Origin of the sequence: Kitasatospora sp. NPDC051914 (assembly GCF_040680995.1) — a bacterium.
In the GTDB taxonomy this organism is placed as follows: domain Bacteria; phylum Actinomycetota; class Actinomycetes; order Streptomycetales; family Streptomycetaceae; genus Kitasatospora.
The window spans coordinates 87,643-99,349 of sequence record NZ_JBFAXX010000023.1 but is presented as its reverse complement, the minus strand read 5'-3'; the positions used below and the strand labels follow the sequence as shown (position 1 = coordinate 99,349).

The window sequence follows — 11,707 nt, the reverse complement described above, 5'->3', positions numbered from 1 at the left end:
GCGGCCCGGCCCGGGGAAGCAGGTGTCAGGCGAGCGGGACGAACCCGCCGCGGGAAGCGTCCCCGCCGAACACCTCGGCCCGGTCCACCTGCTCGGGCATCGCGTCCAGGGAGACCACCACGGCTCCGCCGGCCTCCTCGACCGCGGCGCACCAGGCGTCGATGTGCTCGGCCTCCTCCGGGTCGCCCGGTGCGGTGAGCGCGGGGATCACGCAGCCGGCCTCGCCCGGCCCGTCGACCACGCACATGATGAGACTCGGCACCGGCGTCCACCCCTCGCAGACGGGCAGCCCTTCGCCGGGGCCGTTCAACGGGGGCAGGGCGGCGTGGACGGGCGTCGCGCCGAGCAGCAGCAGCGGCGGCACCGGGCCCGTGACGAAGCGGGCGTTCTCAAGAGGCAGGAGCACGCGGCCGCTGTGCCACGGCGGCCGGACGGCCGGCCCCGCGGACCCCCTCAGGGGGTGTAGGAGCCGATGACGGGGCGCCAGGTGTCCTCGAGGCGGGGCTGGGTGGAGCCGACCGCCCAGGCGGTGCCGGTGCCGGGCACCGGGGCGACCGAGAAGAAGGAGGCGCCGGCCGCGGACGGGGCGGCCGGGTGGTACGTCCAGGCTCCGTCGCGGCGGCGCAGGACGAAGCCCGGGATGTCGGCGCCGGGCTGCTCGCCGGCCGCCCAGACGGTGCCGTCGGGGCCGGCCGCCACCGCGTGCAGTTGGCCCTCGGCCTCGGCCGGGGGTTCGGCGGGGCGCCAGGCGGTGCCGTCCCAGTGCAGCAGGTAGGGGTGCGGCGGGCCGTCGTCCGTCGTGGTGGAGCCGACCGCCCAGACGTCGTCCGGGGCGACCGCGGCCACCGACTCCAGGGTGGTGCTGCGGCCCTCCGGCCGGGGGACGTCGACGATCCGCCAGGCGGTGCCGTCCCAGTGTTCGGCGAGCGGGCGGGCCGTGCCGTCCGGGTCGTAGGCGGCGCCGACCGCCCACACCCCGCCGGCCCCGTCGGTGGCCGCCCCCAGCAGCAGGGCGTCGCCCTCCGTCCCCGGGGTGGGGACGGTCTGCCAGGCCCTGCCGTCCCAGTGGTGGACCAGCGGGCGGGGCGCCGTCGTACGGTCGTGGGCGGTCGCGCCGACCGCCCACAGGTCGTGCGGGCCGGCCCCGGCGAGGGCCAGCGGGTGGGAGGAGCGGTCGGCCGGCCCGGCGGGCAGCGGCACCTCGCGCCAGCCGCGGCCGTCCCAGTGCAGGGCGAGGCCGCGGTCCTCGCCGACGGCCGGGTCACTGCGGCTGCCGACCGCCCAGACGTCGGACGGGCCGAAGGGCAGCACCGCCTCCAGGCTGCCGGTGCCGCGGTGGCCGGGGACCTGCAGCCTGCGCCAGGAGCGCCCGTCGAACCGCTCGACCAGCGGGGCGCCGCCCGCGGCGCTGTCCTCGTAGCCGACCGCCCAGGCGGCGTCCGGGCCGAGTGCGGCGACCGCGCGCAGCTCCTGGTTGCGGACGGCGGGCGGGGTGCGCCACCCGCGCCAGCCCCCGGCGGCGGGGGCCGCGGCCGGCCCGGCCGGCGTGCCGTCGGCGGCCGGGAGGGGCGGGGCGGCCGCGGTGGCGGCCGCACAGGCGAGGGCCAGCACCACCGCGCGCCGGAGCAGCCGCCCCTTCCGTCCGGTCGGTGCGGTCCGTGCCATCGGTTCCCCTCCCTCGCCCACCGGCCCGCCCGGGCCGTGCAGGACGAGTGCACCAATCCGCGGGCGGCGGGGCGAGCCACAGCGGCCGAGTCGCCGCACAGTCGACCCGATCGGGTGACACGGAGGGAGGTTTGGAGCCGCGGCGGCACGGGTCCGGATCGTTCCGGGCCGGGGCCGGGTTCCTCAGTCTCCGTCCCGGGCGTGGCGGGAAAGGGCGGAGGAGGCCAGCGAGTTGTGGATGCTGAAGGCCACGGTGCCGGGGAGGTAGCGGTCCTGCGACCACTCCACGGGGGTGCCGGTGGGGTCGGTGGTGCGGCGCTTCTCGCGCAGCAGCGGGCTGCCGCGGCGGCAGCCGAGCAGGCGGGCGTCCTCGGTGTTGGCGGCGACCACGTCGATGGTGTGGTCGGCGTCGGTGAACAGGATGCCGTGCTCGCGCAGCGGTTCGGTGTGGGAGACGGCGTCGGCGGGGAGTTCGGCGACGATCTCGCCGACCCGCGGCGGGTAGACGGTGCGCTCCACCATCACCGGGGTGCCGGAGAGCGTGCGCAGACGGAGCATCACGTACACCTCGGTGCCGGGCTCCAGGCGGAGCAGTTCGCACTCGGCGGGGTCGGCGGGGCGGCGGACCATCGACTCCAGCCGGCCGCCGGGCTCCTCGCCCATCGAGCGGGCCCAGTGGGTGAAGCTGAGCAGTTCGGAGAAGCTCTGCACCCGGGCGGTGCCGAGCACCACCCGGCGGGTGCCGCGGCGGGAGGTGACCAGGCCGTCGGCGCGCAGCAGGGCGAGGGCCTGCCGGACGGTGCCGCGGGAGACGCCGTACTGCTCGGCGAGGGCGCCCTCCGCGGGCAGCCGGCCGGCCTCGCCGAACCGGCCGGTGGTGATGGACTCCCGAAGGTCGGCCGCCACCGTGCGGTAGAGGGCGCCGGCGGTTCGGTCCGGGTCTGCTGGCACGGCGGTGGGGTCCTCTCTGCGGGATGTCCGGCGCTTCCGAATTCGGGCGGACGGCACCGACTGTAACCGTTGTGGATCACCGATCGGCGGGCCGGTCTCCACCGTTCCCGAAGCCGCCCCCCGGCCTGGGCCGTCCGTTCACCTTCCCGTCACCGGTCTCCGGCGTACTTACCGGCGTCGCCGAAAGTTGGCTGGCCAACTTGGCCGGGCCGGGCGGCATCACCGAGCGAATCCACGCGCATCCGCGCGAACCCCACTGCAGCGCCCTCACCCTGGAGAACCTTCCGTGACCGTGCACCGCGCCCGTGCCGCCGCCCTCGCGGCCGTACTGACCGCCGCAGCGCTCTCCCTGTCCGCCTGCGGCTCCGCGGGCTCCTCCGCGGCGTCCGGCGACGCCGGCAAGGCGGCCGGCGCCAAGGCCGCCAAGGACGCCACCTCGGCGGCCGACCTCGGCGGCATGGACGCCCTCGTGGCCGCCGCCAAGAAGGAGGGGAAGCTGCACGTCATCACGCTGCCCCACGACTGGGCGAACTACGGCAAGCTCCTCGAGGGCTTCAAGGCCAAGTACGGCATCGAGATCGAGGAGGAGAACCCGGACGGCTCCAGCCAGGACGAGATCAACGCGATCACCTCCCGCAAGGGCCAGGACCGCGCCCCCGACGTGGTCGACCTGGGCAGCGCCTTCGCCCTGCAGGCCGCCAAGGACGGACTGCTCGCCCCGTACAAGGTCGCCGCGTTCGACAAGATCGCCGACACCATGAAGGACCCGGCCGGCCTGCGGGTCAACGACTACGGCGGCTACATCTCGATCGGCTGCGACGCCAAGCGCGTCGGCACCTGCCCGAAGACCTTCGCCGACCTGCTGAAGCCCGAGTACAAGGGCAAGGTCGCGCTCAACGGCAACCCCACCAAGTCGGGTTCGGCCTTCGGCGGCGTGTACGCGGCGGCTCTGGCCAACGGCGGTTCGCTGGACGACATCCAGCCCGGCATCGACTTCTTCGCCAAGCTGAAGCAGTCCGGCAACTTCAACCCGGTCGAGTCGACCCCGGCCACCGTCGAGAAGGGCGAGACCCCGATCTCCATCGACTGGTCGTACCTGAACGCCGGCTACACCGACGAGTTCAAGGGCAAGGGCGTCGACTGGCAGGTCGCCGTCCCCTCCGACGGCTCCTACGCCCAGTTCTACAACCAGGGCGTCAACAAGTGGGCCCCGCACCCGGCGGCCGCCCGCCTCTGGCAGGAGTACCTGTTCAGCCCCGAGGGCCAGAACCTCTACCTGGGCGGCTACGCCACCCCGGCGCTGTTCGACGCCATGAAGAAGGACGGCACGCTGGACACCGCCGCGGCCGCCAAGCTGCCGGCCGTCGAGAAGCCCTTCACCACCTTCCCGAGCCAGGACCAGATCACGGCCGCCAAGAAGGTCGTGACCGAGAACTGGACCAAGGCGATCGCGGGCTGATCGACACCATGACCACGGCTCCCACCCCGGTGCCGGCCCCGGCCGCCGCTGACCCCAGCGGCGGCCCGGGCGCCGTGGCCGCCGGCCCCTCCGCTCCCCCACCCGCGGCACCCGCGCCCGCCGCGCGGGCCCGCCGCCCGCGCGGCGGCCCCTGGCTCACCGCGCTGCCGCTGCTGGCCTTCTTCGCGGTCGGCTTCGGCCTGCCCGCGATCGCCATCGCCACCGGCGCCTTCACGCTGTCCTCGGACGCCGAGGCCGGCGCCGGCACGTTCAGCACCGCCAACCTCACCGACTCGGTGCAGGGCGCGTACTGGACGGCCCTGCTCAGCAGCGTCAAGCTCTCCGCGCTCACCGCGCTGATCGGCACCGTCGTCGGCCTGCCGCTGGCGCAGGCGGTGGTGACCTCCCGGTTCCGCGCCGTCCGCGAGGCGGTGCTGACCGCCTCCGGCGTGCTCGCCAACTTCGGCGGACTCCCGCTGGCCTTCGCCTTCGTCGCCACCCTCGGCAACGCCGGCGAGATCACCAAGCTGTTCCACCTCACCGACCACGGCTGGACGCTCTACGGCTTCACCGGCCTGAGCATCGCCTACCTGTACTTCCTGGTGCCGCTGATGGTCCTCACCATCACCCCGGCCCTGGACGGGCTGCGCAGGCAGTGGCGCGAGGCCGCCGCCAACAACCGGGCCACCGCCCTGCAGTACTGGCGGCACGTCGCCCTGCCGATCCTGCTGCCCTCGCTGCTCGGCGGCTACGTGCTGCTGTTCGGCAGCGCCTTCGCCGCGTACGCCACCGCCGCCGCCATGGTCGGCGCGACCGTGCCGCTGATCAGCCGGTCGATCGCCGACGCGCTCTCCGGCAACGTGCTGGTCGGCCAGGGCAACCTCGCCCTCGCCCTCAGCCTCGACATGATCGTCGTCGCCGTCCTGGTGATGGCCGTCTACCTGCCCCTCCAGCGCCGGAGCGCCCGATGGCTCAGCTGACCCCGAGGGCCCTCGCCGGCCGACGCCCGCGCCTGTGGCGCGGCACCGTGCTGCTGGTCGCCGGCCTGTACTTCCTCGTCCCGATGGCCGCCTCGGTGTGGTTCTCGATCGACAACCCGGGCGGCGGCATCCGCTTCGACGCCTACACCGGCCTGCTGGGCGCCCCCGGCTTCACCGACGCCCTGCTGCTCACCCTCGAACTCGCCGCCGCCACCGTGGTGGTGCTGCTCGTCCTGCTCGTCCCGGCACTGATCGCCGCCAGGCTCGGCACCCCGCGGATGCGCGCCGTCCTCGAAGTGGTCTGCACCCTGCCGCTGGTGGTGCCGCCGGTCGCCTTCACCGCCGGCGTGATCGGCGTGCTGCGCTGGGGACCTGACCACCTGATGGACACGCCGTTCTTCCAGACGATCGTCTTCATCCAGCAGCCCGAGTTCCCGCTCGTCCTGGTCATCGCGTACGTGCTGATGTCGCTGCCGCTCGCCTACCGGGCCCTGGACTCGGGGCTGCGCGCGGTCGACGTCCGCACCCTGGTCGAGGCCGCCCGCAGCTGCGGCGCGAGCTGGCCGCGCGCCGTCCTCACCGTCGTGCTGCCCAACCTGCGCGGCGCCCTGCTGAACGCCGCCTTCCTCACCCTGGCGCTGGTGCTCGGCGAGTTCACCGCCGCCTCCATCCTCGGCTACCAGCCCTTCGCGGTCTGGGTGTACTCGGTCGGCAACAGCCAGGGCCAGATGTCCGTCGCGGTCTCCGTACTGAGCCTGCTGATCACCTGGGTGCTGCTGCTCCTGCTCGCCGCCGCCGGCCGCGAGCGCCGCCCCGCGCCCGCCCAATCCTGACCGGAGACCCGCATGAGCACCGCCACCCCGCACGCCCCGTCCGCCGAGACCGCCGTGGGCGGCGCCACCGTCGAGTTCCGCGGCCTGCGCCGCGCGTTCGGCGCCACCACCGCCCTGGACGGCCTCGACCTGGACGTCCGGCCCGGTGAACTCCTCGCCCTGCTCGGCCCGTCCGGCTGCGGCAAGACCACCGCGCTGCGCATCCTGGCCGGCTTCGAGACCCACGACGCGGGCGACGTCCTGGTCGACGGGCAGTCCGTCACCGGCATCCCCGCACACCGTCGCGACGCCGGCATGGTCTTCCAGTCGTACAGCCTCTTCCCGCACCTCACCGCGCTCGACAACGTCGCCTTCGGGATGCGGATGCGCGGCACCGCCAAGGCCGAACGCCGCGCCCGCGCGCAGGAGTTGCTGGAACTCGTCGGCCTGCCGCAGCACGCCGCCCGCTACCCGCACCAGCTCTCCGGCGGCCAACAGCAGCGGATCGCGCTCGCCCGCGCCCTCGCTCTCAAGCCCCGGGTGCTGCTGCTGGACGAGCCGCTCTCCGCCCTGGACGCCAAGGTCCGGCTCACCCTGCGCGAGGAGATCCGCCGCCTGCAGCGCGAACTCGGCATCACCACCCTGTTCGTGACGCACGACCAGGAGGAGGCCCTCTCCATGGCCGACCGGGTCGCCGTGCTGCGGGCCGGCCGCCTGGAGCAGTGCGCGGCCCCCGCCGAGCTGTACGCACGCCCGGCCACCGCCTTCGTCGCCGAGTTCGTCGGCACCATGAGCCGCATCCCCTGCGAGCGCTCCGGCCACGGCGTCGCCCTGCTCGGCCGGACGCACCCGGTCGACGGCACCCTGCCCGCCGACGGGCCGCTCGACGTGCTCGTCCGCCCCGAGAACGTGGCGCTGGTGCCCGCCGCCGACGGCCCCGCCCAGGTCACCGGCGCCTCCTTCCTCGGCGCCGTCACCCGGCTCACCGTCCGCCTCCCCGACGGCACCGAGGTCAAGGCCGACCTCACCACCGAGGCCGCCGCCGCCCTGCCGCCCGGCAGCCGCGCCGACGTCACCCTCCCCGACCGCCCCGTCCTCGTCGACCGCCGACGCTGACGTCCGCACCCGGGCAACCCATCAGGGGCGCGGGGAACTGCGCAATTCGGATGCGGGTCACCGTACGGATCCGGGCTCGGCCCGTGCCGTCGCGACACCCGCACCCGGACTGCGCAGTCCCCCGCGCCCCTCATTTCATCCGACTGCGTAAGGTTCACCCATGCCGCACACCCCCGCCGCCGTCCTGTTCGACATGGACGGCACACTCGTCGACACCGAGCCCCTCTGGTGGCAGGCCGCCGCCGAGACCGCGGCCGAGCTCGGCCTCTCCCTCGACGACGCCGACCTCCCGCACGTGCTCGGCCGGGCCGCCGAACACACCGCCGCCCACCTGCACCGGGCCAGCGGCACCGACCGCGCCGAGGCCGAGCTCGTCGAGCGGCTGAACGGCGTCTTCGCCGGCAAGGTCGCCGCCGAGGTCGTCCCCCGGCCGGGCGCCCTCGACCTGCTCGCCGCCCTGCGGACCGCCGCCGTCCCGACCGCCCTGGTCTCCGCCTCGCCGCGGCGGGTCGTCGACCTGGTGCTCGGCGCGATCGGCGACCGCTGGTTCACCACCACCCTGGCCGCCGAGGACACCGAGCGCACCAAGCCCGAGCCCGACCCGTACCTGGCCGCGGCCGACCGCCTGGGCCTCGACCCGGCGGCCTGCGTGGCCGTCGAGGACAGCCCGGCCGGGGTGGCCTCGGCGGTGGCCGCCGGCTGCGCGGTGCTGGCCGTCCCCTCCACCGTGCCGATCGCCGCGGACGGCCGGATCACCCTGCTGGACAGCCTGGAGCACGCCGACCTGGACCTGCTGGGCAGCCTCGCCGCCGACCGGCGCGCCTGATGCCGTACCTGCTGCTCGCGCTGGCCATCACCAGCGAGGTCTGCGCCACCAGCCTGCTCAAACTCACCGACGGGTTCAGCAGGTTGTGGCCCAGCGTGGGCGTGGCGATCGGTTATGCGCTCTCCTTCCTGCTGCTCGGCCGCGCCCTGAAGCACATCCCGGTGTCGGTGGCCTACGCGGTCTGGTCCGGCGCCGGCACCGCCGCGGTGGCCGCGATCGGTGCGACCTTCTTCGCCGAACCCCTGGGCCGCCTCCAGTGGTTGGGCATCGCCCTGGTGATCGCCGGCGTCGTCGTCATCAACCTCCGCGGCGGCCACTGAGCACCGCCCGCCGCCAGGGTTCGCGGTTCTTCCGACGGGGCGTCATGTCGTGTTCACGCGCATGCCGCCGGGGGCCGGGTCAATGGTTCGAGTTGTTCAGCCAACTCGAACCAGCCGCACCAACGGCGGTGCGGCGGACAGGACTTCCGTGGCGGCAGGCTCGACGCTCGTCATCGCGACACCGGCGGACCCGACCGAGGGCGACCGGATCACCTTCCACTGGACGACCGGCTCCCCCGACCCGAAGAACTGGGTGGGGATCTACGACGGCACCCGGCTGCCCGGCAGCGGGTCCTCGCTGTTGTGGAAGTACACGCCGGGCAGCTCCGGGGACGTCCAGCTGGACACCTCGGCGCTGACCGGCGGCCCGTACACCGCGTACCTGCTGGCGAAGGACGGCTACGGCATCCTCGCGCAGACCGCACCGTTCAGCTTCCGCCCCAGGCCGGCGGCGCCCCGGCCGCACGCCGCGGTGGACGCCCTGACGGCGACCCGAGCGGCGCCGGGGGCCGCCGTCTCGGTGCGGACGGCCGGACTGTGGATGAAGGGCACCGGCACCGCCGCGTACCGCAAGGTGTCCGGTGACGCCTGGCTGTCGGTGGCCGCCGACGGCACCGTCGTCGGCACCGCGCCGACCGCACAGGCGCACCCGGCGGTGGTGGCCGTCGGCATCAAGGACCCGTCCGGTGCCACCGACACGGTGACCGTGCAGGTCCCGGTGCTCGACCCGGCCGGCCCGCTCACCCTGAAGACCGCGACCTGGAACCTGGCCAAGGCCGGTGCCGCGTTCACCGACGCGCTGGAGAAGCAGCTGCGCGTCGTGCTCACCCAGGGCCTGGACGTCCTCGCGCTCCAGGAGACCGAGGGGACGGCCGCGCAGACCCTGGCGACCGCACTCGGCTGGTACGCCCACCAGAGCTCCGGCAGCGTCGGCATCCTCAGCCGCTGGCCGCTCACCGCGGTCACCGCACCGACCGCCTCGCTGCCCGCCGCCGGCGCCACCGTGCAGCTGCCGGGCGGCCGCACCGTGCGCTTCTGGTCGGCGCACCTGGACGAGGGCGGCTACGGCCCGTACGCGATCCAGGACGGGCAGAGCGCCGCCCAGGTGCAGGCCGCCGAGGCCGCCTCCACCCGCGGCAAGCAGGCGACCGCACTGGCCGCCGCGGTGAAGGCCGACATCGCCGCCGGGCAGCGGGTGGTGCTGGCCGCCGACCTCGCCTCGCCCTCGCACCTGGACTGGACGGGCCAGGACGGCCGCCCTGCCCTCGCCTGGCCGGTCACGGTGGCCCTGCAGGACGCAGGCCTGACCGACGCCTACCGCGGCGCGCACCCCGACCCGGTGGCCTTCCCCGGGAACACCTGGTCGCCGACCCGGCGGGTGCGCGGCAGCAAGCCGGAGCCGCAGGACCGGATCGACCAGGTCCTCTTCGCGGGCGCGCTGACCCTCGTCGAGGCGCACACCCTCGCCACCGGCTGGCCGCAGGCCGAGCCGAACGCCGCCGCCAACGGCTGGCCGAGCGACACCGCCGCCGCCGTCGCCACCTTCACCCTCTGAGAGGCCGTGCCATGACCCCCCAGCTCAGCCGCCGCAGCTTCGTCGCCGCGACGGCGGCCACCGGCGCGGCCGCCGCCGTCGGCCTGCCCGCGTCCGCCGCCCGGGCGGCAGGTGCGGCCGGTTCGATCGCCGATGTGAAGCACGTGGTGATCCTCATGCAGGAGAACCGCTCCTTCGACCACTACTTCGGCACCCTGAACGGCGTCCGCGGGTTCGGCGACCGGCAGGCGCTGCAATTCCCGGACGGCACCGACGTGTTCCGCCAGCCCGACGCGGGCCGCAGCGACGGCGGCGCCATGCTGCCGTACCGGATGGACACCACCAAGTACAACGCGCAGAACGCCGGCGGCCTCCCGCACGACTGGGCCACCGGCCACCAGGCGATCAACAACGGCGCGATGAACAAGTGGATCGCCGCCAAGGGCGAGCGCGCCATGGGCTACTTCACCCGCGAGGACATCCCCTACCAGTACGCGCTGGCCGACGAGTTCACGCTCTGCGACGCCTACTTCTGCTCGATGGCCGGCCCGACCGACCCCAACCGCCTCTACCTGTGGACGGGCACCGCCGGCCCCGGCCGCGACGGCACCACCGGCCCGTGGATCGACAACACCCCGGTCACCGACAACCCGGTGGCCGACTGGACGACCTACGCCGAACGGCTGCAGACCGCCGGGGTGAGCTGGCGGGTCTACCACAACCCCAGCAAGGACGACCGCACCGGCGACTACGACGACAACGCGCTCTCCTACTTCAAGCAGTTCCACGACTTCCCCGCCAACGACCCGCGGTACGTCAACGCGATGACCAAGTGGGACCAGGCCGCCTTCGACCGGCACTGCAAGGACGGCACCCTGCCGACCGTCTCCTGGCTGGTGGCGCCCTACCTGTTCTGCGAACACCCCAGCGCCAGCCCGGACTACGGCGCGCACTGGGTCAACACGGCGCTGCAGTCGCTGATGTCCAACCCGGCGGTCTGGCAGCACACCGTCTTCCTGGTGATGTACGACGAGAACGACGGCTACTTCGACCACGTCGTCCCGCCCACCCCGGAGCCCGGCACGCCCGAGGAGTACACCCAGGGCCGGGCGATCGGCCTCGGCAACCGGGTACCGCTCTGGGTGGTCTCGCCGTGGTCGCGCGGCGGCTGGGTGAACTCGCAGGTCTTCGACCACACCTCGGTGCTGCGCTTCCTGGAGTTGGTGACGGGCGTCCGGGAGCCCAACGTCTCCCCCTGGCGGCGGGCCGTCTGCGGCGACCTCACCAGCTGCCTCGACTTCACCGCACCGGACTTCACCGTCCCGGCGCTGCCCGACACCGTCGCCCTGATGGCCAAGGCCGACGCCGGCGCCAAACTGCCCGCGGTCAAACTGCCCGCGACCGGCGCCCAGGCGATGCCCGTCCAGGAGCCGGGCAGCCGCCCGCACCGGCGGCTCCCCTACCGGCCGTGGGCGGACGCCGCGGTCGACCGCACCACCGGCACCGTCACCTGCACGATGGCCAACTCCGGTGCAACGGCCTTCCCGTACACCGTCTACCCGAACATCCTGCTGCCCTTCGCCGGCACGCCGTTCACCGTGCCCGCGGGCGCGAGCCGGACGTACACCTGGGACGCCGCGGCCACCGACGGACGCTACGACTTCACCGTGCACGGCCCGGACGGCTTCGTCCGCCGCTTCGCCGGCACCGTCGTCCGCGCCCCGCAGGACGACACCGCCGTGCCCTCGGTGACCGCCACCGCCGGCACCACCGGCATCACCCTGCGGCTCGCCAACGGCGGCCGTACGGAATGCTCCTTCACCCTCACCCCGAACGACTTCGCCGGCACCGCCCGGACGGTCTGGGTCGCCCCCGGTACGGAGACCACCGTCGACTGGCCCCTCGACCAGGGCCGCTACGACGTCGTGGTCACCGCCGGAACCGGCACCCGCCTCCTCCACCGCTACGCCGGCACCCTGCACTGACGTTCCGCCCGCGGGGCGCCCGGGGGCCGGGGCTCGAGGCCCGGGAACCCTTGGACGAC

The 11,707-nt window shown here is 74.5% G+C and carries 11 protein-coding genes; 8 read left to right on the top strand and 3 right to left on the bottom strand.

Annotated elements, in window-relative coordinates:
- Positions 1 to 25: 25 nt before the first annotated feature.
- The 3 genes from AB0M03_RS17375 to AB0M03_RS17365 form a co-directional block, all read right to left on the bottom strand.
- Entirely contained in the window at positions 26 to 406 is a 381-nt protein-coding gene (locus AB0M03_RS17375; protein WP_363492383.1) for a hypothetical protein, read from the bottom strand.
- A 47-nt stretch (positions 407 to 453) separates the two neighbouring features.
- The gene (locus tag AB0M03_RS17370) at positions 454 to 1,665 is read right to left on the bottom strand and encodes a hypothetical protein (protein ID WP_363492382.1); all 1,212 of its coding nucleotides are present in this window, start codon (positions 1,663 to 1,665) and stop codon (positions 454 to 456) included.
- 183 nt (positions 1,666 to 1,848) lie between these two features.
- Positions 1,849 to 2,616: a GntR family transcriptional regulator gene (locus tag AB0M03_RS17365; RefSeq protein WP_363492381.1), complete on the bottom strand. Its 768-nt coding sequence runs from the start codon at positions 2,614 to 2,616 to the stop codon at positions 1,849 to 1,851.
- A gap of 286 nt (positions 2,617 to 2,902) precedes the next feature.
- Here AB0M03_RS17365 and AB0M03_RS17360 point away from each other — a divergent pair, with 286 nt between their 5' ends.
- The 8 genes from AB0M03_RS17360 (at position 2,903) to AB0M03_RS17325 (ending at position 11,648) form a co-directional block, all read left to right on the top strand.
- A complete protein-coding gene (locus tag AB0M03_RS17360; RefSeq protein WP_363492380.1) occupies positions 2,903 to 4,075 on the top strand; it encodes an ABC transporter substrate-binding protein in 1,173 nt (390 codons plus the stop codon).
- 8 nt (positions 4,076 to 4,083) lie between these two features.
- Positions 4,084 to 5,055 carry an ABC transporter permease subunit gene (locus AB0M03_RS17355; RefSeq protein WP_363492379.1) on the top strand — a complete coding sequence of 324 codons (972 nt, stop codon included), beginning with the start codon at positions 4,084 to 4,086 and terminating at the stop codon, positions 5,053 to 5,055.
- On the top strand, positions 5,043 to 5,888 hold the full coding sequence (locus tag AB0M03_RS17350) for an ABC transporter permease subunit (protein ID WP_363492378.1): 846 nt from the start codon (positions 5,043 to 5,045) through the stop codon (positions 5,886 to 5,888). Before AB0M03_RS17355 ends, AB0M03_RS17350 begins: the two co-directional genes overlap by 13 nt.
- A gap of 12 nt (positions 5,889 to 5,900) precedes the next feature.
- Positions 5,901 to 6,983 carry an ABC transporter ATP-binding protein gene (locus AB0M03_RS17345; protein WP_363492377.1) on the top strand — a complete coding sequence of 361 codons (1,083 nt, stop codon included), beginning with the start codon at positions 5,901 to 5,903 and terminating at the stop codon, positions 6,981 to 6,983.
- A gap of 160 nt (positions 6,984 to 7,143) precedes the next feature.
- A complete protein-coding gene (locus AB0M03_RS17340) occupies positions 7,144 to 7,809 on the top strand; it encodes an HAD family phosphatase (protein WP_363492376.1) in 666 nt (221 codons plus the stop codon).
- A complete protein-coding gene (locus tag AB0M03_RS17335; protein ID WP_363492375.1) occupies positions 7,809 to 8,129 on the top strand; it encodes a multidrug efflux SMR transporter in 321 nt (106 codons plus the stop codon). The genes AB0M03_RS17340 and AB0M03_RS17335 overlap by 1 nt, the downstream gene beginning before the upstream one ends.
- 148 nt (positions 8,130 to 8,277) lie before the next feature.
- On the top strand, positions 8,278 to 9,684 hold the full coding sequence (locus AB0M03_RS17330; protein ID WP_363492374.1) for an endonuclease/exonuclease/phosphatase family protein: 1,407 nt from the start codon (positions 8,278 to 8,280) through the stop codon (positions 9,682 to 9,684).
- Positions 9,685 to 9,695: 11 nt separating this feature from the next.
- Complete coding sequence (locus tag AB0M03_RS17325) at positions 9,696 to 11,648, top strand: phosphocholine-specific phospholipase C (protein WP_363492373.1); 1,953 nt, start codon at positions 9,696 to 9,698, stop codon at positions 11,646 to 11,648.
- The last annotated feature ends 59 nt before the right edge of the window (positions 11,649 to 11,707 follow it).

Coding starts and splice junctions, on each gene's coding strand:
- AB0M03_RS17350 (WP_363492378.1), top strand. CDS start 5,043: ATGGCTCAGCTGACCCCGAGGGCCCTCGCCGGCCGACGCCCGCGCCTG.
- AB0M03_RS17335 (WP_363492375.1), top strand. CDS start 7,809: ATGCCGTACCTGCTGCTCGCGCTGGCCATCACCAGCGAGGTCTGCGCC.
- AB0M03_RS17355 (WP_363492379.1), top strand. CDS start 4,084: ATGACCACGGCTCCCACCCCGGTGCCGGCCCCGGCCGCCGCTGACCCC.
- AB0M03_RS17325 (WP_363492373.1), top strand. CDS start 9,696: ATGACCCCCCAGCTCAGCCGCCGCAGCTTCGTCGCCGCGACGGCGGCC.
- AB0M03_RS17370 (WP_363492382.1), bottom strand. CDS start 1,665: ATGGCACGGACCGCACCGACCGGACGGAAGGGGCGGCTGCTCCGGCGC.
- AB0M03_RS17345 (WP_363492377.1), top strand. CDS start 5,901: ATGAGCACCGCCACCCCGCACGCCCCGTCCGCCGAGACCGCCGTGGGC.
- AB0M03_RS17340 (WP_363492376.1), top strand. CDS start 7,144: ATGCCGCACACCCCCGCCGCCGTCCTGTTCGACATGGACGGCACACTC.